General features: G+C 47.6%; 15 protein-coding genes and 1 pseudogene. 4 read left to right on the forward strand and 12 right to left on the reverse strand.

What is annotated here, in order from left to right; all coding sequences use genetic code 11:
- Window positions 1–63 precede the first annotated feature (63 nt).
- On the reverse strand, window positions 64–2,043 hold the full coding sequence (locus KJS52_RS19295) for a glycoside hydrolase family 43 protein (RefSeq protein WP_213518463.1): 1,980 nt from the start codon (window positions 2,041–2,043) through the stop codon (window positions 64–66).
- Window positions 2,044–2,318: 275 nt separating this feature from the next.
- On the opposite strand from KJS52_RS19295, the pseudogene KJS52_RS19300 reads away from it, so the two are divergent.
- Together KJS52_RS19300 and KJS52_RS27525 are read left to right on the forward strand one after the other, a co-directional pair.
- Window positions 2,319–3,725, forward strand: a pseudogene (locus tag KJS52_RS19300) (family 43 glycosylhydrolase); the annotation flags it as partial.
- Window positions 3,717–4,169, forward strand: a complete 453-nt coding sequence (locus tag KJS52_RS27525) for an RICIN domain-containing protein (protein WP_246563803.1) — start codon at window positions 3,717–3,719, stop codon at window positions 4,167–4,169. The pseudogene KJS52_RS19300 and the gene KJS52_RS27525, both read left to right, overlap by 9 nt.
- A gap of 96 nt (window positions 4,170–4,265) precedes the next feature.
- On the opposite strand, the gene KJS52_RS19305 is transcribed toward KJS52_RS27525, so the two are convergent.
- The 3 genes from KJS52_RS19305 to KJS52_RS19315 form a co-directional block, all read right to left on the reverse strand.
- Entirely contained in the window at window positions 4,266–6,026 is a 1,761-nt protein-coding gene (locus KJS52_RS19305; RefSeq protein WP_246563761.1) for an extracellular solute-binding protein, read from the reverse strand.
- 110 nt (window positions 6,027–6,136) lie between these two features.
- Complete coding sequence (locus KJS52_RS19310) at window positions 6,137–7,027, reverse strand: carbohydrate ABC transporter permease (protein WP_213518467.1); 891 nt, start codon at window positions 7,025–7,027, stop codon at window positions 6,137–6,139.
- Between the two features lie 26 nt (window positions 7,028–7,053).
- Window positions 7,054–8,010, reverse strand: a complete 957-nt coding sequence (locus tag KJS52_RS19315; RefSeq protein ID WP_246563763.1) for an ABC transporter permease — start codon at window positions 8,008–8,010, stop codon at window positions 7,054–7,056.
- Between the two features lie 158 nt (window positions 8,011–8,168).
- On the opposite strand from KJS52_RS19315, the gene KJS52_RS19320 reads away from it, so the two are divergent.
- Together KJS52_RS19320 and KJS52_RS19325 are read left to right on the forward strand one after the other, a co-directional pair.
- Window positions 8,169–9,074: a helix-turn-helix domain-containing protein gene (locus KJS52_RS19320; protein ID WP_213518469.1), complete on the forward strand. Its 906-nt coding sequence runs from the start codon at window positions 8,169–8,171 to the stop codon at window positions 9,072–9,074.
- A gap of 87 nt (window positions 9,075–9,161) precedes the next feature.
- Window positions 9,162–10,826 (forward strand): rhamnogalacturonan lyase B N-terminal domain-containing protein, encoded by a 1,665-nt coding sequence (locus KJS52_RS19325; protein ID WP_246563765.1) that lies wholly within the window; start codon window positions 9,162–9,164, stop codon window positions 10,824–10,826.
- A gap of 82 nt (window positions 10,827–10,908) precedes the next feature.
- On the opposite strand, the gene KJS52_RS19330 is transcribed toward KJS52_RS19325, so the two are convergent.
- The 8 genes from KJS52_RS19330 to KJS52_RS19365 all read right to left on the reverse strand — a co-directional run bounded on the left by KJS52_RS19330 (window position 10,909) and on the right by KJS52_RS19365 (window position 21,914).
- A complete protein-coding gene (locus KJS52_RS19330; protein ID WP_213518471.1) occupies window positions 10,909–11,763 on the reverse strand; it encodes a manganese catalase family protein in 855 nt (284 codons plus the stop codon).
- 203 nt (window positions 11,764–11,966) lie between these two features.
- Complete coding sequence (gene trpB / locus KJS52_RS19335; RefSeq protein ID WP_213518473.1) at window positions 11,967–13,130, reverse strand: tryptophan synthase subunit beta; 1,164 nt, start codon at window positions 13,128–13,130, stop codon at window positions 11,967–11,969.
- 160 nt (window positions 13,131–13,290) lie between these two features.
- Window positions 13,291–14,787: a malate:quinone oxidoreductase gene (locus KJS52_RS19340; protein ID WP_213518481.1), complete on the reverse strand. Its 1,497-nt coding sequence runs from the start codon at window positions 14,785–14,787 to the stop codon at window positions 13,291–13,293.
- Between the two features lie 971 nt (window positions 14,788–15,758).
- Window positions 15,759–16,292, reverse strand: a complete 534-nt coding sequence (locus KJS52_RS19345) for a GNAT family N-acetyltransferase (RefSeq protein WP_213518483.1) — start codon at window positions 16,290–16,292, stop codon at window positions 15,759–15,761.
- Between the two features lie 197 nt (window positions 16,293–16,489).
- Window positions 16,490–17,593 (reverse strand): glycoside hydrolase family 88/105 protein, encoded by a 1,104-nt coding sequence (locus KJS52_RS19350; protein WP_213518485.1) that lies wholly within the window; start codon window positions 17,591–17,593, stop codon window positions 16,490–16,492.
- Between the two features lie 727 nt (window positions 17,594–18,320).
- Window positions 18,321–19,196 (reverse strand): carbohydrate ABC transporter permease, encoded by an 876-nt coding sequence (locus KJS52_RS19355; protein ID WP_213518487.1) that lies wholly within the window; start codon window positions 19,194–19,196, stop codon window positions 18,321–18,323.
- Window positions 19,197–19,217: 21 nt separating this feature from the next.
- Window positions 19,218–20,165, reverse strand: a complete 948-nt coding sequence (locus tag KJS52_RS19360; protein ID WP_213518489.1) for an ABC transporter permease — start codon at window positions 20,163–20,165, stop codon at window positions 19,218–19,220.
- 195 nt (window positions 20,166–20,360) lie between these two features.
- A complete protein-coding gene (locus KJS52_RS19365) occupies window positions 20,361–21,914 on the reverse strand; it encodes an extracellular solute-binding protein (protein ID WP_213518491.1) in 1,554 nt (517 codons plus the stop codon).
- Between the last annotated feature and the right edge of the window lie 108 nt (window positions 21,915–22,022).

A 22,022-nucleotide genomic window follows, 5' to 3' on the forward strand; every position in this document is an offset into this window, starting at 1 on the left:
CACATCTTAAGCCCAACCGCCATGCAAAGATATGTCATCTCTTTCGATAAAGTGGACATTTTTTTAGATGCCGAGCGCAGTCCATTCAATCGCTTCCAGCCGCAAGTCATCACTCGCTTTAAGCGCCACGGAGCTAAGCTCGCCTGTCCACGGCTCGCTTATGAGCAGCTCGCGTCCATACCAGAGCTGCAGCTGTCCGTCCTGCTTAAGCAAATGCACCGTGCCGCTGCGTTCGTCTGCCGCAACAGGCAGCACAAGGCTGATCTGCTGCTGTTGCGCCCCAGGCGCTGCTACCGCTGCAAGCTGCAGCGATGCTGCACCCAGCCTGCCCTGCACATCAAAGCGCAGCCTGCAAGCTTCTGCTGCAAATGGATTAAGCAGCTCAATTGCCGTTCCTCCTGCGCGCTTGCTCCCCTGCAGTGCAGCACCTTCTATTCGCCATGCTCCCTCTCGCGCGACGACATAAGCAAGCAGCGGCACAGCCGTATCCTCCGTCAGCGTCATATGGCCAGTCAAGGCCACGCCTGCAAAGGCAGCGGCTGTATAATAGGTGGACAAGCCAAAGCATGGAAAGCATGGCTGCTCACCGCTACCTAGCGCATGCATGGTCGCTTTAAGCGTCAGTACGCCATCAAGATAAACCGCGATATGATTGCCTGTCACAGTCAGCAGCAGCTGGTGATAGGCATCAAAGCGAAAGCCCGCCGGCACGCTAACCGTTTGCGGCTCCAGCTGCATGCCAGCAAACACCTCATACAGGCCGATTGTGCCTTTGCCGACATCAAGCAGCACTTCAGCATACTGCTGCTCATTGCGGTATGCAACAACCGCGCCATACAGCCCGCCCATATGATGGGGCTGCCAGCGCATGTTCACTTCAAATGTTGCAGCGACGTAGCCTCGCTCCAGCAGCAATCTTCCTGTTCCTACAACACTTTGCTGCAACAGCTGCCGATTCCCTATATGCCACTGCCCGCTCTCAGCGCGCCAATCTGCACCAGGCGCTGCTCCATGTTGCCCAGCGAATAAATCGCGGAAGCCCGGCAGCGCCGGGGCTGTGCGCTCCTCATTGCTTGGACCGGGAACCCACATCTGCTCGCCAAGCCAAAACAGCGGATCAATCCGCATTTGCCGGCGTTCTCCTTCAGCTTCGGATTTCTCACGCCCATGGTAAACGACCCAGTCGTCCACATTGTTCGGTGCTTTCACTACACTGTTGTGACCAACACCTTCCACAAGGTCATCTTGGCGAAGCAGCGGCTGGTACGTCTGCTCATCAGGGTGCTTGGTCCATTTCAACTCAGCGATGGAAACTCCCTCCTCATGCTGCGCGGTGCTGTAGCCAATATAATAGTGCGGCTTCGTAAACGCATTGCCGCTGTACATCACATAGTGAACGCCGCGCCGCTGCAGGTAGAAGGCGCCCTCAATCGTATGCCAGTCTCGCCCATCGCCAAAGCGGTTGCGCTCGTAAATTTCTTCATCAAGCGTAGGCTTGACGATTAACCTTGGCTTGCCCTCCGGCGTAAATGGATCAAGCAAGCGATCCGCCAGTATAACGGTGCCCGGCCGCTCACGGTCTATGCCGAGCGTTTCGTTAGTGGAATAGAGCAGCAGCAGTCCGCCGTCGACATCCCGCACAACATGGGCGTCGATGGAAAAGGTATTGAACAATTGACGGCGGAATTGGAAGGGGCCCTCAGGCTGCTCTGAAACCGCTGCCTGCAAATATTCAACATGCACATCCTCCTCCCCACACGGGCGAGACGATACATATAAGTAAAACAAGCCGTTATCGTAAAAAACCGCCGGCGCCCAATAATCGAACTGCCCTTGCTGCTGGTAGGCATATCCGAGATGGGTCCAGCTCACTAAATCTGTCGAGTGAAGCACGCTAACCCCACCGCCTGAGGTTGCGTAAGCGTAGTATTCACCATTGAATTTCAGCACGAACGGGTCCGGGTTGACCATAGGATTCAGCTCGCTGCAGGCCTGAGCTGCAGCGCTCGCCATAATAGGTACGGGGTTTGTATATTTGCTCATCGATATTCCTCCAAGTCTATTAGCTGCAAATTTGCGAGAGGAGGCTCACAGCCCAGCCTCTTTCTTCTCTTCGCTAAAGTATAGCGAGCGGCATACAGGTCAGGACAGCTCGCATCTTTGGAGGTTATGGACGTATTTTTGGAAATGCTGCTTTATTGCAAACAATATGTCCAGAGCTTACAAAAAATCGACCTGTTTTCATTGGCTGGAACATGATTGACTGAAAGCAGATGCGCGAATTGAAAGCGCATACTTTAAGGAAGGGGTTGAAGCGAATGAAGCTGGATTACCGCTCCTGGAGCAAGCTCAGCAGCCGAGCGCTGGCGGCGCTGCTGTTTATCGCATTGCTGCTGCCGGCAGGAGGCGCTGAGGCAGCAACGCAGCAGAGCAATTTTTACAATGTTATTATGCAGGATGGAGCCGACCCTTGGGTTTACCGACATACAGATGGATATTACTACTTCACTAAAACAACCGGAAACAACGTAACGATTTGGAAAAGCGCCAGCTTGACTGGCATTGACGCAGCTGCGACGCGCGTCATTGAAACAGGCTGCTGCAGCATATGGGCGCCAGAGATCCATTACATTAATGGGGCATGGTACATTTATTACGCCAAGGACGACGGCGACAATGTCAATCATCGCATGTATGTAATGGAAAACACCTCAGCCGATCCGATGCAGGGTACCTGGGTCAATAAAGGACAAATTACCGATCCGACTAATAAATGGGCAATTGACGGCACAGTGCTGCAGGTTGGGAGCCAGTTGTACTTCATATGGTCGGGCTGGGAGGGTGATGTCAATGTACGGCAAAACCTATACATTGCTGCAATGAGCAATCCGTGGACGATCAGCTCCAATCGGGTTGAAATCGCTCGCCCGACCTACAGCTGGGAAACGAATCATTCGCCTCATGTCAACGAAGGGCCGCAAGTAATTGTGCGCAACGGCGTCATCAATCTTGTCTATTCCGCCAGCGGCAGCTGGACCAACGATTATTGCCTCGGGCTCATTACTGCAAGCACAAGCAGCAATTTGCTGTCCGCTTCCTCCTGGACAAAACGCAGCCAGCCTATTTTCTCCTCAGCTAACGGCCTGTATGGTCCAGGCCATCATTCGTTCACCGTGTCGCCCGACGGCAAGGAGGATTGGATCATTTATCATGTGGCCAAATATAACAATGCTGGCTGGAATCGGGAAATTCGCGCTCAGCGCTTTACGTGGAACCCCGACAATACGCCTAATTTAGGTACGCCTCTGCCGCCAAATACACCGATTGCTCTGCCTTCAGGCGAATCACAGCGCGTACGCTATGAAGCTGAGGAAGGAACATTCGGCGGCGGTGCCTATGCTTCGCCTGGACCGGGCAGCTCAGGAGGCAGCAAAGCCGGGCATATTGATACAGCGGCCAGCTTTGTAGAATTCTCAGTCTATGCAGCAGCGGCCGGCGAATACATCCTGTCGGCGCGCACGGGAAATGGTACTGCAGGCGGCGGCTGGTCGAATTTAAATATTGCGATCAACGGCACGACCTCGCCGTTTCATGTGACGAACAAGGGCTGGGACAATTGGGGACTGTCTACAATTCGTACCCAGCTGCATGCAGGCTGGAATACGGTGCGATTTACGAAAGGAAACGGCTATGCGGAAATTGACTTCTTTGACCTTATGCCCGCCGAGCCTGCCGCATTGACCGGCTCTGTCTACAAGCTGATTAATCCAAACAGCGGCAAGGCGCTGGATGTTGCTGGAGGCGGCACGGCCAACGGCACGAATGTGCAAATTTGGGAGGATAACAACAGCACCGCGCAGGAATGGCGCATCACGAGCCTTGGCGACGGCGCATATACGTTGATCAATACGAATAGCGGCAAAGCGCTGGATGTCGCAGGCACAGGCACTGCTGATGGCACCAATGTTCATATTTGGCAGGACTATGGCGGCAACGCGGCACAGCGCTGGGCATTGATTCGCAGCAACAATGGCTGGAAGCTGATCAATCCGAACAGCGGCAAGGCGCTGGATGTTGCAGGCAGTGGAAGTGCCAATGGCACAAACGTTCACATTTGGAGCGACTACGGCAATGCTGCGCAGACATGGCAGTTGCAGCGGAAATATTAAGCAGCGCTCTCTTATACTGGTTAAAAAGGCACAAGCTTACGAAATTAGTAGGCTTGTGCCTCTTAACCTTCTATTACTATGGTCTTTACAGCTCTCTTATTTATATATCGTAAAGACGGTGTTGGTCGTTTGCTCAGCTTGCCAGTTGATGACTTCATCATAGCCCAAGCCCTTTGCTTTCTCGAGCATCTCCTGCTTCAAGCTGTCGAACTCTGCCTCGTCCTTGGCGAACATCATCTTCCATGAATATTCCTTGATCACTTTGCCGACCTGGCTTCGTTTAAGCTTAATATCCGACGGCTCCTCCACTGGCGCCTGACCGTTAAAGAACGATTTTGAGACCGCTACCTGATTGTTTTTAACGAACAATTCCTTGTCGGTTAGTACACCCATAGTGTCTTGCCAGCTCTTTTTCACTGGATCAGGGTCGCGCGTCAGCTCGGATGTCCATAGCTTGTAATCATACGGCTCTCCAGTGTTCGGATTGATCTGTGACAAGGCGAGGGTAGTATTGTTCAGCTTTCCGAAGTTGCCGGCACCGTCGCTCCATATACCGCCGCCATACTCTTCTGGTACAGGTGTATCGCCGTTGTACATCGCCTGTAATCCGTATTCGGTCAATACAGGTTTTCCGTTATCATCCAAATCCCAGGCAAGTCCCTTAGGCCCCCAGAAGCCTTCCATGATTCCATCGGGCGAGAACATCCAATCGAGCAATGCCATGACGCGTTCCGGATGCTTTGTCTTCGCTCCAATTGACCAAAGCCAGTTGCCGCCATAAGGATTAAATCCAGATGAGTAAATATTCTGCTCCTCGAAGGGAACGAGAGCAAAGCCTTTGCCTGCTGCTGTATTCTCCGGTGTATTATAGGCAGGCGTCAACCAAGGAAACTGTGCGAACAGCACTTGACCATCCTTGAATTTGTTGGAGACATCTCCGAATGTTTGAGTCAGCGAATCAGGATCAAGCAGCCCCATCTGATTGGCATCGAAATAGAACTTTAAGCCCTTCATATAATAGCTTTCATCGTCCAGAATCGGCTGATAATCTGGTTCGTCGGCCTTGACGAGAATCAAGGCGCCCGGATTGAACCCGTCACTTTCTGAATAGCCATGGAATTGCGCAGTCACCTTGGCTAATGTGGAGAATTCCCCATCCCAATCCGACCACAATGAGAAGCCGTATGTCTTCTTGCCGGAATCCGACTTCGGCTGCAGCTCCTGCATCTGCTTCAGCAGCGGTAAATAATCATCGAGCGTCTTGATCGTCGGACTGCCCAGTTGTTGGTATAGGTCCCAACGAAGATAAGGTCCGAACGTCATCTCCGCTCCTTCACTTGGGCCATCGCCACTTCCGATACTATGGCCGATGCCGTAAATGGCCGTTCCGTCCCCATATTGCTGGCGATTGGCTTCCAATGCCTCGGGTGCAAAGTTCATAATATTTTTACCGTATGTTTCAAGCAGATCATCCTTTGTCCAGTCCAGCAGCAGTCCGCCCTTGATCGCATCAGTGTAGTCTTTGCCGCCCATGCCAACAATAAGATCTCCAAGATCGCCCGAAGCCATTTGCGTGGCGACTCTCCCTTCTACTCCACCCTGGATAATATTCAGATTAATATTAAATTTATCCTTGACCAGCTTGGCGAACCATCCAGGCTGCGGACCAGCATAGTTAGCAAGGACGGAGAACACATTTAGCGTAACCTCTGGTTCTTGCGACCAGTCAACCTCACCGTTTTCTCCAATGCTTGCTGGATTATTTGATGTTTGATTACTTTTGCTGCAAGCGGTCACGAAGATCAGTACAAGACACACCAAGATGATAAAAGTGGGCCATTTCTTTTTTATTAACATGCTTATTCCAACTCCCCTATAATTTTAATGATAATGATGCTCCGCTGTTTTGCCCGATTGCCTTGCCGCTCACCCCCCTTCAATCCCATAAAGATGCATCATGTAGGTAACTAACCTTTGACTGCTCCGATCATGATGCCTTTGACGAAGAAACGCTGGAAGAAAGGATAGACAAGCAAGATCGGAACTACGACAATCATCGTAACTGTAGTCCGTATAGATGTAGCTGTCGGCATCATGGACAGATCCAAGCGCGTCGATCCTCCAGTCTGTCTCATAATCTCAGCCACCGACGTCGCTTCGTTCAAGTAGCGCCACAAAATAAACTGCAGCGTGTACAGTCTCTGATCGGTTACCAGAAACAGCGTGTCATAAAATTGGTTCCACTGCCCGACTGCGGAGAAAATCGCGATCGTAGCGAGGATCGGTGTAATCAGCGGCATGATGATTTTCCAGAAGACCGTAAAATAACCGGCACCGTCTATTTGAGCCGACTCCTGAAGGGAAATCGGCGTTGATTCCACATACGTCTTGACCAGAATGATGTAAAATGGTGATACGATCGCTGGCAAGAGATACGCTAAAAAATTGTTAAGCAAGCCGAGATTGCGCATAATCAAATACCAAGGAATTAGACCAGCGTTAAAATACATCGTAATGACAAGGAAGCGATACCAGAATCGACGTCCCCACATCTCTTGTTTCGTAAATAGATAGCCAAGAAAGCCTGAGGCCGCAACGGTCAACAGCGTGCCGATAACCGTTCGTCCTAATGACACCAGCGCAGCCTGTCCAAACCCGGGAATTTGAAATACTTGGGCATAATTGGATAAATGAATTTCTATCGGGTAAAACATCACCAGTCCTCTACTGCTCAAGTCGTTGTTGCTAATCGTATTGATGAACAAGTAATAGAAGGGGAAGAAGCAGGTTAAGGTAAACAAAGCCAGTACAGTATAGTTAATAATGTCGAAAAAGCTGATCTTACTTCTAATCGCCATAAGAGAATTCTCCTTTCTTTGCCCTTCTAAATAATCGTTTCACCGCGCACTGCTTTCGACAAACCATTGGCTAAAAACAGAAGAAACAGGCTAACGAAAGATTTCATAATGCTGACGGCTGTCGCGAAACCAAAATTGGACCCTGTTATTCCAACGTTGTATACATAGAGATCCAGCACCTCGATATTGCTCATGTTCATCGCGTTAGCAAATATAAAATATTGCTCCATCCCATTGTTGATGAAGTTCGCTATCGACAGCACGAGCAGGACAAAGAACGTAGGCATAATGCCTGGTATCGTCACATGCCAAATCTGGCGGAAGCGGCTTGCTCCATCAACTTTGGCCGCTTCATATAACTCCTGGTCAATTCCGGTAATAGCTGCAATATACATAATTGCTCCCCAGCCAAGTCCCTTCCAGACTCCCCATAATGTCATCGCTAACCAGGTGTGCTGGTTGGAAGCAAGGATGTTTGTCGGCTCCTCGATCCAACCGAGGCTCATCAGAACGTTGTTAAGAAAACCGCCATCGACCGAGAACAACATGAAGGCAAACGAGTACACCAATACCCAGCTAATAAAATTAGGCAGCGTCGTAAACGTTTGCACGATTTTCTTGAACGATGCATTTCTGACTTCTGTTAACATAATGGCAAAGATAACTGGCAATACCGATGTCAATATGCCAAGTGAGCTGATCGCAAATGTATTGCGCAGCACACGAACCATCTCCGATCGCTGTACCTCATTGGAAAACATCGCTGTGAACCAGTGGAAACCAACAAAATCGCTTTTGGAGAGCGGAATCCCTGGTCGATAATCATAGAATGCATAGATCCAACCGCCTAATGGCAAGTAAGAGAAAATAAACACCAGCACTAGAAAAGGACACGCCATCAAAAAAAGCCAATGCTTGCTTTTAATTTGAAAACGCTCTCTAATTGGTGTTGAGGTGGACGCTTGGCTCGGACCAACTTGCATAGTACTCCTCCTTAAACTGAGTCATCTGTAAAAGTGTTTTTTTCAACACGGTCAAGTAAGTATCATTCTAGCGTACTTTCTATCGACAAAACCTTGAAAATATAGACAAAAAGTAGCATTATATAGATATAATGGTGTATAAGAGGGAGAGGGTATTAATGCAGGATTTTTATTTGCAGTGGTTTACTAATGATGAGCAGTTTCCTTTCTTTATCCAGTATGGCGGTCATGATGAAGATATGTACCTGCATAAGCATTACGACTTCTCCGAGCTTGTCATCGTCTTAAAGGGCAATGCTGTACATGTTGTCAACAGTCACTCTTATTTTGTCAAGAAAGGAGATGTATTCGTCATTAATGGCGATACGCTCCACGCTTACAAGGATCCTCATCAGTTCAGAATTTGCAACATCATGTATCGGCCAGAGATGTTAACCTATGCAGGCTCTGATCTGAAAAGTATTAATGGATACCAGGCTCTGTTCATTCTGGGACCGCATTATCGCAACATCCATCACTATGAGAGCAGGTTAAGCCTGCCGATCCCTAACCTGGAATATGTTTCATCATTGATTGACATTATGATTAGAGAATATGAAGGGAAACCGCAAGCCTATCAAACCATGCTGGCCTCGTTGTTTACAGAAATGGTCGTATACTTATCCAGACAATACGACAGTCAAGAGGTTGGCATGCACAGCCATATCATGCGTCTGGCCAATGCCATCTCCTTCATGGAGGATCATTATCTCGAACCGATCTCTCTTGAAGATATTGCACGCCACTCTGATATATCAGTCAGACATCTGAATCGAATCTTTCGCACCTATTACCAGACAACGCCGATTTCCTATCTGCTTCATCTGCGTCTGGAGCATGCCTGCATGCTGCTGAAAAATACACATCTTTCTATTACAGAAGTCTCTTATAAAAGCGGATTTAATGACAGCAATTATTTCACCAGGCTATTTCGCAAAGCATACGGCATATCTCCAAAATTATTTCGAAACCAAAAAATTGAATGTACGGGGAGTCAATTTCCGCTGAAAACTCTATTTTTATGAATAAATTAACATAAAGGCTAATAATATCATGATGAACAACAGCGCAGGTGTATTTTTACTACTGCATAATGTAAGCGCTGTACTGGCATGGTTCATCATTTTATTGAGGAAAATGGAGGGATTGGCTTAATGGTGGAAACGATATCGCGCAGGTCTATAAGCATGGTTCTTGTGTTTGCATTGTTGTTAACAACGCTGTTCATTCCTACATCTACTGTACAGGCAGCCACGGTCTATGTAACGGATACGGGATCGACCATTGTCGTTAATACGGGTACTGGATTGGAATACACGATCAACAAATCGAACGGGGACATGATTTCCTGCAAGCTGAATGGGATTGAACTGAATGGGCAAAGCAAGCCTTCTCATATCGGCTCTGGTCTGGGTTCTGCAACTGTCAGCTGGAGCAAATCGCCATCAGGCTCAACTGTGCTGATTACCGTTGCTACCCCAACACTGACTCACTATTACTCTTCTCGCGGCGGGGAAAATATTATTTACATGGCAACCTATATTACCGCTCAGCCAGCTGTAGGGGAGCTGCGTTATATTTTCCGTGGAAATGGCAGCGTTCTTACTAATGTGCCCGCGAACTCCAATATCCGCAACAACAGTGGAGCTGTTGAAAGCTCGGATGTATTTCGTTTAGCCAACGGTCAAACAGTCTCCAAATATTACGGCAATGATCAGGCTAAAGATCTGACCATTCGTGGGGTAACCGGTTCTGGCGTAGGTGTGTTTATGGCCTACGGCAACCGCGAAAAGAGCTCCGGCGGACCATTTTTTCGCGACATCCAGTTCCAAAGCGGCAGCGATACCGAGGTTTATAACTATATGAACTCAGGCCATGCCCAGACTGAGGGCTGGCGCATGGGGCTTCATGGCCCTTATGCCCTCGTATTTACTACCGGATCAACACCTGCTGTGCCGGATTTCAGCTGGATGTCTGGACTTGGACTGACTGGCTGGGTATCGAGCCGCGGCAATGTTGTGCTTAACGGGTTATTTGGCATGGACAGCGGCTACACCTATACGGTTGGCTTTGCCAACAGCAATGCCCAATATTGGACAGCTGCGAGCTCCAGCGGCTCTGCCGTAAAGCAGGGCATGATTCCCGGCAACTATACGATGACAGTTTATAAAGGTGAGCTTGCTGTCTACACCGAATCCGTAACGGTTCAAGCAGGCTCGACTACTACCTTGAATTCCCGCTCGATAAACAATGATCCAAGCACAGCTCCAGCAATTTGGCGAATCGGCAATTGGGACGGCACGCCGAGGGAGCTGTTAAATGGCCAGACCATCCCGATTCGTCATCCTTCTGACAGCCGCAATCCGAGCTGGGGACCGGTGAACTATGCTGTTGGCAGCGCTACCAATAAGTTTCCAGCCATTCAGTTTCGTGGCCAAAACTCGCCAACCACCATTACGTTCAATCTTAGCGCTTCACAAGCATCAACCTCTCATGTGTTAAGAATTGGTATTACGACAGCCTACAATAATGGCAGACCAAGTGTAACGGTAAATGGCAACAGCTTAAGCAACCCGAGCGCTTCATCGCAGCCCAACAGTCGCAGCTTTACAATTGGAACCTATCGCGGTAATAATCATACCTTCACTTGGACGATACCCGCTGCCTACTTTAATAACGGTGCCAATACCATTACGATTACACCGATTAGCGGCTCCAGTGATCTCGGCCCATGGCTAAGCGCCGGCTGGGTCTATGATAGCGTAGATTTGCTTTGATTGTTGCGAAATAAAAAAAGCTCCTCTTGAAGCAGACCGCTGAAGGATCACGGCTGTCTGCCTCCTGAGGAGCATTTCTTTTTTATGCGTTCAAATCGTACAGACCTGGACTATGCTCATTCGGCAATTCAGGCAGAATTGGCACAGGATGTCCTGGTGGTGGCGGAACTACCTGCAGCTCTCCTCCGTTGCGGATTGGCGTTTGTCCGCTGAAAATTTCCCCTATGCGAGTATCATCCAGTCTGAAGTTGAACTGGGCATTGTGGAAGCCCATATCAACATATTTGCGGCATTCCGGGTATTTGTTAATATCATAGTTCGGCACCGGGAACAGCTTGCCCCAGCTAACGCCAAGTGTTTCGAGCGCCTTGGCAAACGCATTCTGGTGAGCATTATCCCGCACGATCAGGAAAGCGAGCGTTTCACGGAAAGCTTTGTTGCTGCTCATTTCGTAGATCCGTGATTTTTGCAGCACTCCTGTTGACTCCAACACTAAATTGTCCAGCAAATCAGCGACCAAATTTCCATGGGCGTATACATAGTTGCCCATCCACGGATTGCCTGCAGCATCAACAGGAATTGAGCTTTGCGCGCCCATAATAAAATGATGCGGATTGGCATGCTTGACTGCTTCATCAAGCGGTGCTCCATCTACTCCCGCATCACCCGGAAGCTCTGCGCCAGAGCCTGTCAGCAGCTGATTAATCGTATGCTGTACAAGCTCGACGTGGCTAAGCTCCTCCAAAAATACGCCGCGAATCAAGTCGCGATATTGCAAAGCGTTTCCACGAAAATTGTTGCTTTGGAAGAAGAACTGCATCATCGTCCGCATTTCTCCAAATCTTCCGCCAAGTGCTTCCTGCAGCACCTTTGCCGCTTCCGGATCGGGCTTATCCGGTACGATCATATTGATCAAATCCTCTTTGTAAAAATACAAATTGTAAAACCTCCTACCGTTTATTTTTTCGCATTTAGTTTGAACATTAAGCGGAAAATTATTCTAACAGACGGAAATAGCACAGCAGCGAAATAGCATATAGGAAAGCAAAAGGGGGAAAGTGAAAAAAGCTGCAGCCTTCAACTGAAGATTGCAGCTTAATATATGGACCGATTTATGGATAGCTGATGATGTGCACGGGCTTAGCCTTTAAGCATATGGTAAACTTGCTCTACGTCCTTATCACCGCGACCCGATAGGTTGACGATGATGATTTGCTCCTTGCTCATCGTTGGCGCCAGCTTTTTCGCATGTGCGATCGCGTGGGCGCTTTCCAGAGCCGGAATAATGCCTTCTGTCGCAGACAGCTCTTGAAACGCTGCCAGCACTTCTTCATTGCTGATCGTTACATATTCCGCTCTGCCGCTAACTTTTAAATAGCTGTGCTCCGGACCGATTCCCGGATAATCCAGGCCTGCAGCAATGGAGTAGGTCGGCTTGGGATTGCCTTCCTCATCAAGCAGCACCAAGCATTTGAAGCCGTGAAGAATGCTCGGAACCCCTTGCGTCAAGGATGGGGCAAGCTCAGGCTCGACGCCGATCAAGCGAACGCCTGGCTCGTCCAAATAATGCGCGAATGCGCCTATCGCATTGCTGCCGCCGCCCGCACACGCGATTACAGCATCCGGCAGGCGTCCTTCCTTCTCCACAATTTGGCGCTTCGACTCCTCGCTAATAACGGACTGGAAGTGCTTGACGATTGTAGGGAACGGATGCGGACCTACCGCGGAGCCCAGCAAATAAAAGGTCGTCTTATAATTTTCGATCAGATCATTAAGCGCTGCATCGACGGCATCCTTCAGGCGGCCTTGTCCACTTGTAACAGGTACTACCTTTGCTCCGAGCAGCTCCATGCGGAATACATTTAGCGCCTGGCGGCGAGTGTCCTCTGCCCCCATATAAATGATGCATTCCATATCGAACATCGCACAAGCAGTTGCAGTAGCAACGCCGTGCTGTCCCGCTCCGGTTTCGGCGATGACGCGCTTGGCGCCCATGCGCTTCGCCAGCAAAATTTGACCGACCACATTGTTAATTTTATGAGCGCCAGTATGATTAAGATCCTCGCGCTTTAAATATATTTTAGCTCCACCCCAAGCCTCTGTAAGTCTTGCTGCATAGGTGAGCGGATTTTCTCTGCCAACATATTCCTTCAAATAATAATTCAGTTCTTCATTAAACTGAGGCTCGTCCTTGAACTTGAGAAACTGCTCATATAAATAGTCCAGCACCTCCTGCAGCTCGGGCGGCACATAGCTTCCGCCAAATTCACCAAAAAAACCTGCTGATTGTGTTGCATCACTCATCTCATGTACACCTCCAAATAATGAACTACCCGTTTGAATCAAATTATACACGCACTCCGCTGTAAAAAACTACTATTAGTTTCGCATAAAAAAGGAAGCGATTGTTTGCCTCAGCAAAATCGCTTCCTTGTATATAAATAATGATTTATAAGTTCATAAGCTATACATACTGCTTTTCAGTCGATAAACCAAGCGACTGAGAGGTTGTTTCGTCTACTTTGCGCAAAAGCTCTGGATTATCGAGCAATGAAACCCCATAGGAAGGAATCATTTGCTTAAGCTTCGGCTCCCACGCTTTTATATGCTGCGGGAAGCATTTATTAATAACCTCGAGCATGACATGAACCGCAGTAGAAGCACCTGGCGAAGCGCCAAGCAAGGCTGCGATTGATCCGTCAGCAGCGCTAACTACTTCAGTACCAAACTGAAGCGTGCCTTTGCCGCCAGCTTCAGTATCCTTGATGACCTGAACACGTTGGCCTGCAATTACAATATCCCAATCCTCGCTTTTCGCATTCGGGATAAACTCGCGCAGCTCTTCCATCCGTTTCTCATTGGACAGCATGACTTGCTGAATCAAATATTTCGTCAGCGCCATCTCTTTAACACCAGCAGCCAGCATCGTCACGACGTTATGCGGCTTGACAGAGGTCAACAAATCGAACATGGAGCCTGTTTTAAGAAACTTCGGCGAGAAGCCGGCAAATGGTCCGAACAGTAGTGACTTTTGGTTATCGATATATCTTGTATCGAGATGCGGGACTGACATTGGAGGGGCGCCCACTTTAGCTTTGCCGTATACCTTAGCATGATGCTTGGCAACCACCTCTGGATTTTTGCACACCATAAACAAACCGCTGACCGGGAAGCCGCCAATATGCTTTCCTTCCGGAATTCCGGATTTTTGCAGCAGATGCAAGCTTCCGCCTCCGCCCCCGATAAAGACGAATTTTGCTGTATGACGCTCTACGGTGCCATTTGTCAGATTGCGTACCTTCAGCTCCCATAAGCCATTTGTCCGCTTAATATCAGCAACGCTATGGTTGTAGTTCATTTCAACATTTTTATTTTGCAAATGCTTGAACAGCATACGAGTCAATGAGCCAAAGTTAACATCCGTTCCAGTGTCAATTTTAGTTGCTGCGATCGGTTCATTCGTCGTACGACCTTCCATAATTAACGGGATCCATTGCTTCAATTGCTCTGGGTCATCAGAATATTCCATTCCGCGAAACAGAGGATTTTTTGACAGCGCTTCAAAACGCTTTTTTAAGAACGCAACATTTTTTTCACCTTGTACCATACTCATATGCGGCAGCGGCATAATAAAATCTTGCGGATTGCTAATCAGCTTGCTGTCTACGAGATAAGACCAAAATTGCTTGGAAATTTGAAACTGCTCATTGATTTTGATCGCTTTGCTTACATCAATCGATCCATCCGGCTTTTCCGTCGTATAGTTAAGCTCGCATAACGCAGCATGCCCTGTCCCTGCATTATTCCATTCGTTCGAGCTTTCCTCTCCCGGCTTGGCAAGCTTCTCAAACACTTTAATTTCCCAGCTTGGCATTAACTCTTTTAGCAATGATCCTAATGTCGCACTCATAATTCCGGCACCAATTAAAATAACATCTGTTTGGTTTTCTCTGTTACTCATTTTAACCGTCCTTATATTCTAAGATTAGATTCAATATATGATAATCACAGTGCAGCACTATGATTTACACATTCACATAATTACTATTATATGATAGTTACTTGACAGTTGAAAGACGGAAAATTTCGTATATATGCTATAACTTGGGTTAAAACGATAGAACTTTTTTATACAGATTCAAATTTTTTCTATTAGAACGCTCCCGAGCAAAGCATCCTCCAGTCGCTTTTTAAATCAGCGCTACGGAGCAAAGCATCCTCCAGCCGCTTTTTAAATCAGCGCTACGGAGCAAAGCATCCTCCAGCCGCTTTTTAAATCGTAATGCTTTCTTATTTTAAGGTGGCATTACGATGTTAAAGGCGGCACACTGCGTTTTTCGGATGCTTTGCTCCTCCGCTGGAGCTTTTTTGAGTGCAGGACCAAGAAGATTGAACGATACTAGAAAGCGAGGAGCGCAGCGTAGAGCAAAAGCTACGTGAGCACCGCAGCGCATCTAGAGCGTGACATATTCGACGTCGTATACGCTACAACGCAACTGCAGCGTCATCAAAGTCGAGTATTTTGAACATCATCTTCCAATAAGAGTTTAAAAATTGGGCTTTCAGGACCAAGAAGCTTGAACGCTAGTTAGAAAACGAGGAGCGCAGCATAGAGCAAAAGCTACGTAAGCACCTTCAATGTTTCCACAGGAAACATACTTCGGAAGCATTAGCCTTTCGCTAGCGTTCAAGATTCGCCGCCGACTATGCTACAGAGAAGTTACATCGTCATCAAAGTCGAGTATTTTGAACATCATCTTCCAATAAGAGTTTAAAAATTGGGCTTTCAGGACCAAGAAGATGGCACGATACTAGAAAGCGAGGAGCGCAGCGTAGAGCAAAAGCTACGTGAGCACCGCAGCTTTCGGTAGCGTGACATATTCGCCGTCGAATACGCTACAAAGAAACTGCAGCGTCATCAAAGTCCGATTTTTAAACCTCATCTCGCAGTAAGCCATAGCACTTTACATCCTCATACTGCCCCTCCTTACACAAATGCTCGCGCAAAATGCCTTCAAACTTCATGCCGATTTTCTCCATAACTCTGGAGGAGGCCGGGTTGCGGGTCAAGGCTGCAGCGAATACCTTATTCAGCTTTAACTGCTCGAAGGCATACTGCACAACGCGTGCTGCCGCCTCGGTGCAGTAGCCCTGACCCCAATAGGCTCTGCCTATCCAGTAACCTAAATCGGCTTTATTGTTCCGCTTGTCGATATTAAGCCCGACAATCCCGAGAAATGTTCCACCTTCTGTAAGCGTCACAGCAAAGGAATAGCCATCGCCGTGCATGGCCGCTTCATGTCTCGACTGAATAAATCCTGCTGCAGAGCCTAGCGGATACGGGTGTGGAATGTTCATCGTCGTATCCGCTACCTCTTTTTCACTAGCTAACCGCTCAATTGCTTCGGCGTCACCAAGCTCAAGCAGTCGCAAAGTTAACCGTTCTGTTACAAGCATCATTGACATTCGATAACTCCTCCTCTGATATCACGAGCCATTCGGGATCAGCTGGCTGTTCAGATCCCAACTAACGGATGAGATAGAAATAAAACAAGCAAACATGCATATCAATATGCATGTCGGCTTGTTTTATAATTCTGCCATTTTCTTCGTATATATCATTTTATTGAATAGCTACACGATATATTACACTGAATATTCTGTCAATATGCTAATTTGTGTGCAGCTTGAGCAACGGCTACTGAGGCAAGGATAAACGCGCCAACGCCGTGCAGATCATTTTCGCTTACTGGCCGCGTTACATAGTTTTCATAATCGCCAGCTGAGGTGCCGATACAAATGTTTGGCAAAACGAAGCTATCCTGCTGCGGAATCATATTCAGCAATCCCTGATAGGCCCGCTCTGCTGCCGCAAACTCAGCTTCACCTACAAGCCCCCGCGCATAAGCTTTAGCTATTGCGTAAATAAACAGACTTGTGCCCGAGGTTTCCAGCCAGTTATCGTTGCGATCTCCCTTGTCAACAACCTGATACCATAGGCCAGTTGCTTGATCCTGATGCGGCAAAAGTGCATGCACAAATTGAACCAGCGCCTCTTCAAGCTGCTTAAGCTGCGGCTCCTCTGCAGGCAGCTCATCAAGAAATTGGCTAAGCGCCAAGCCATACCAGCCTAAAGAGCGCGCCCAAAATTCCGGAGAGCAGCCCGTCGTTGGATCCGCCCACGGCATTTGCCTGCTTTCATCCCAAGCATGATACAGCAGGCCAGTGCGCTCGTCGCGCATATGCTGACGCATAAGCCGCTCCTGCAGCAGCACGAGTTCTCTAAGCTCAGGCTCCTCGAAGGCATTGGCATACTTTAAGGCAAATACTCCTCCCATATATAAGCCATCCAGCCACATATTGTACGGATATTTATCTTTATGCCAGAAGCCGCCTTCGCTAGTTCGATTTAATGTATCGAATAAACAGCGCAGCTTGCGTGCCGCCTTGGCATAACGCAAATCCTCCGGATATTGCTGATCTAAGCGAAACAAAAGCAACCCAGGCTGGATCGCATCCAGCTCATCTCTGGCAAAATATAAGTTGCCCTGAGGATCAATAAGCTTATCGACATAGCGCTTTAAATACTCATTATAGCGCTGATCGCCTGTGCAGTGCAGAACCTGCTCCATGCCGCACAAAAATACACCCTGATGATAATGCCATCGTCCGGCTGGTGGCAGCTCTTCAGGTAAATATCGCTCCATTAAAGCTTGGCAAGCCGCTTCCGCCCAATCGAGCGGAGTCCATTCATTTCGTCTGTTCATCATATCCTCCTTAATCAGCGCTCCGGAGCAAAGATTCCTACAGTCGCTTTTTAAACCCTAATGCTTTCTTATTTTAATTTTAAGGTGGCATTACGATGTTAAAGGCGGCACACTGCGTTTTTCGGATGCTTTGCTCCTCCGCTGGTGCTTTTTGAGTACTGGACCAAGAAGCTTGGACGCTAGTAGAAAGCGAGAAGCGCCAGCGTAGAGCAAAAAGCTACGTGAGCACCTTCAATGTTTCCGCAGGAAACATACTTCGGAAGCATTAGCCTTTCGCTAGCGTTCAAGATTCGCCGCCGAATAAGCTACAACGCATAACATCGTCATCAAAGTCCGATTTTTAAACCTCCCCTTCAAATCGAAGTTCAAAATCTCGGCTTTCAGGACCAAGAAGATGGCACGATACTAGAAAGCGAGGAGCGCAGCGTAGGCATTAGCTACGTGAGCACCGCAGCTTTCGGTAGCGTGACATATTCGCCGCCGACTATGCTACAACGCATAACATCGTCATCAAAGTCGTGCATTTTGAACATCATCTTCCAATAAAAGTTTTAAAATCGGGCTTTCAGGACCAAGAAGCTTGGACGCTAGTAGAAAACGAGGAGCACAGCGTAGGCAAAAAGCTACGTGAGCACCGCAGTTTTCGCTAGCGTTCAAGATTCGCCGCCGAATAAGCTACAACGCATAACATCGTCATCAAAGTCCGATTTTTAAACCACCACTAAACTTAGCCTTTGATTGATCCTAGCATTGCTCCTTTCGCAAAATGCTTCTGCAAGAACGGATATACGCACAGAATCGGCAAGGTCGCAACTACGATTACTGCCATTTTGACGGTTTGCTCTGGCGGCGGCACTGTTGCATCCAGATCAGAGCTGAATTCCATTCCGCTTGCCAATACGACAATTTGGCGAAGCAGCACTTGAATCGGCCACATCTTGCTGTCGTTTAAATACATAATGGCGTTCAAGTAGGTGTTCCAGTAGGTTACGGCATAGAACAGCGATAATGTGGCAATTGCAGGCATCGATAGCGGCAAGACAATTCGGAATAAAATACCGAAGTCGCTGCTGCCGTCAATTTTGGCTGATTCCTCCAGACCTTCAGGAATGTTTTGAAAAAAGTTTTTCAATATAATTAAATTAAAAGCGCTGATTGTGGACGGAATAATTAACGCCAAGTAGCTGTCGATCAAGCCCATCTCTTTAACGACGAGAAAGCTTGGAATTAAGCCTCCGCTAAACAGCATTGTAAATACGACGAGAAACATAATATATTTGCGGCCGTCAAGATCGCGGCGCGCCAAGCCGTAGGCCATAAGCGATGTTATCAGCATACTGAACAGCGTACCAAACAGCGTAACACCGACCGAAACGCCCATTGCTTTAAAGATCGTATTGGTTGAGAATATGAAACGGTAAGCATCAAAGCTCCATTCAGTAGGGATCAGAATAAAGCGTTTGGCTGCCAGTTCAGCACTCGTTGTAAACGAGCCTGCCACTACATGCACGAAAGGCAGCACGGTTATCAGCGCGATAATCGTTAATAGAAAGTAATTGACTAAAGCAAATATGCGTCCTTTGAAAGTACGATCCTCAATCATCGTCTCCCCTCCTCGTTGTAATTAATAAACGCCTTCCTCACCCATTTTTTTCGCCAAATAGTTTGCGAACATGACCAGAATTAGACCGACAAGCGATTTGAAGAAGCCGATCGCCGTACTATAGCTGAACTGACCTTGACGCAAGCCGGCGGTATAGACATACGTATCAATAATTTCAGCTACCTCGCGATTCATGGAGTTCAACAGCAAGTACACATGCTCAAAGCCCAGCTCCAGCACATCGCCAATTTTTAGAATCAGCAGTACGATAATGACGCTGCGGATAGCCGGCAGTGTAATATGCCAAACTTGTCTCATGCGGGAAGCGCCATCCATTCGGGCTGCTTCATATAGCTGCGGATCGATTGAGGCAATCGCCGCCAAATATATAATCGTTCCCCACCCCGCTTCACGCCATATGACCTGAATAATGTAAATCGGTCGAAACCAGGCGTTGCTCAGCAGGAAATTGACTTTTTCAAAACCAAAGTAGACGAGCAATTCATTAATGATGCCGCCATCCATCGTAAGCATAACGAAGCTGATCGAAACGATAATGACCCAGGATAGAAAATGCGGCAAGTAAACAAGCGATTGAAACAGTCGTTTGAAAAAATTGATCCTTACCTCATTCAGCATTAGAGCCAAAATAATCGGTATCGGAAAATAAAAGAACAGGTTCATCGCAAATAAAATTAACGTATTGGATAATATGTTTAAAAAATCCGGCTCAGTAAATAAGCGTTCAAAATGCTTGAATCCTACCCACTCGCTGCCTGTAAAGCCAAAAAAGGGCTTAAAGTCTTGAAATGCAATGACAAGGCCAAACATCGGAATATACTTGAAAATAATAAAATACAAAATACCTGGCGCAATCATGATATACAGCCACTTGTTGCGCCATATTCGCCTGGACAGCTCGCTTTTTAGCCTGCTTGCTGGAGCTTGTTTTGCTAGCGCTTCCTGCATGTCCTTCTCCCCTTCCCGTGTTGAATATCCAAATAACATAATGCTGTGTACAGAGCTATTTCATTTCATAGCTTCATATTTGTAATAGAGCAGACCGTTTTACTGACCAGATGCAGAGGAAGAGAAGGGCATAAGCCTGAAGCTTGCCCCTCTACTTCTTCCTTCATGCTAAAGCAGCGCGGTTCGCCTGCCTGTTTATTGCTTGTAAGCAGCGTTGAACTCCTCAATAATTTGCTGACCGCCACGAGACTTCCAATCCTCAACTGCTGCCTCAAAGCCAGCGCGGTCGATTGTACCGTACATATATTTATAGGTTGCATCAGTAATCAGCTCTTGCAGCTGAGTGCCTTTTTCTGCAAAGGTTACAGAATCCAGTGAAGCGGTTGGATCATGAATGGCTATTTTCTCGTTTTCAACGATGAGCTGCTCGGCAAGAATACGAGCTTCAAGATCATGGAAAGGCTCAAGCATGCCGTTGGTTTCAGCTTCGCCAATTACACTGTCCTTGTAGCCTTTAACCTCGCGTTCTGTCAGCTCCTTATCATCAGATGCCTTAGCTTTGCCATCCTCTACTGTATAGTGAACGTTTTCAATGCCCCAGAACATCAAATTCGCTACTTCAGGCGTCATCATTTTGTCGAAGAAAGCGAGAATGCTCTTAAGCTGAGCCTCGTCTTTGATCGCTGTTTTCGGGAACAGCACGACGTTGTTGTAGCCAGGAATTGCCCATGTCGTTACATTTCCGTTAGGACCTTCAATTAACGCATGTACGCTTGTTACAGCACTAGGTACGTTTTTCACCAGGTCTTTATCCAAGGTGTTGACATCCTGCATCGCACCAATGTAGATGCCCGCTTTGCCGCTTGTGAACAACGCTACCTGATCAGTTTTGCTCGTGCCGGCAAAGTCAACGTTCATTAGGCCGTTATCGCGGAATTTTTTCATATAATCCATCGCGGCGAAATACTCGTCAAACATAAACTCTGGCAGCAGCTGTCCATCCTTTTCGCCCCAGTTAGTTGGTACGTTAAACCAGGAAGCAATCGTTTTAAATGCGCCATAGATCAGATCGTTGCGGTCAGCCAAGCCAATTGTATCGTCAACATTGTTGCCGTCCGGATCTTCCTTCGTAAATTTCTCTGCCATCACATATAAATCATCAACTGTTTTAGGCGCTTCCAAACCTAGCTTGTCGGCCCAATCCTTACGATAAATAATGCCTTGACGCGCTAGCGGACGTCCAATATAGAGCGAATACAGCTTGCCGTCTACCTTCGTATTGTTCAAAATTTCAGGCTTTAATTTGTTCAGATTAGGGAACTCCTCCAGGTAAGGTCCGATCTCCCAAAACTGTCCTTCGCGAATCGCTTCTTTCATTTGTAAAAATGTGCTTTGGTTTTTCAAGTAAACAACCTCTGGCAGGCTGCTCGTTGCAAATGAAGCGTTCAATTTCTCCTCATATGAGTCTGCAGGGAAGAATTGATAAGTAAGCTTCGTATTTGTTAGCTTTTCAACCTCAGTTTTAATCGTATCTGGCGGTGTTTCAGCCACATTCAGCGGCAGCATAATTGTAAATTCTGTTGGTTCTGCTGGTTGCTCTGGTGTACTGCCGGAATTCGAATCTGTGTCTGTCGTCGATGTTGGTGTCGGTGTTGCATTGGAGTTGTTGTTCTTGCCTCCACAGGCGCTAAGCACCAAAGAAAGCGCTAACAAAATAGACAATAAACTAAATGCTTGCTTCTTCCTCATACTCCGTGACCTCCGTTTTCTTTTCATTTAAATTTACTTTCGACTCGACTGTGCCTTTCTAGCTGAACTCGCAATCAAGCTGTTTATTGCTTGCTTCCTCAAGATAGC

Source organism: Paenibacillus montaniterrae, from assembly GCF_018403185.1.
Lineage (GTDB): Bacteria > Bacillota > Bacilli > Paenibacillales > Paenibacillaceae > Pristimantibacillus > Pristimantibacillus montaniterrae.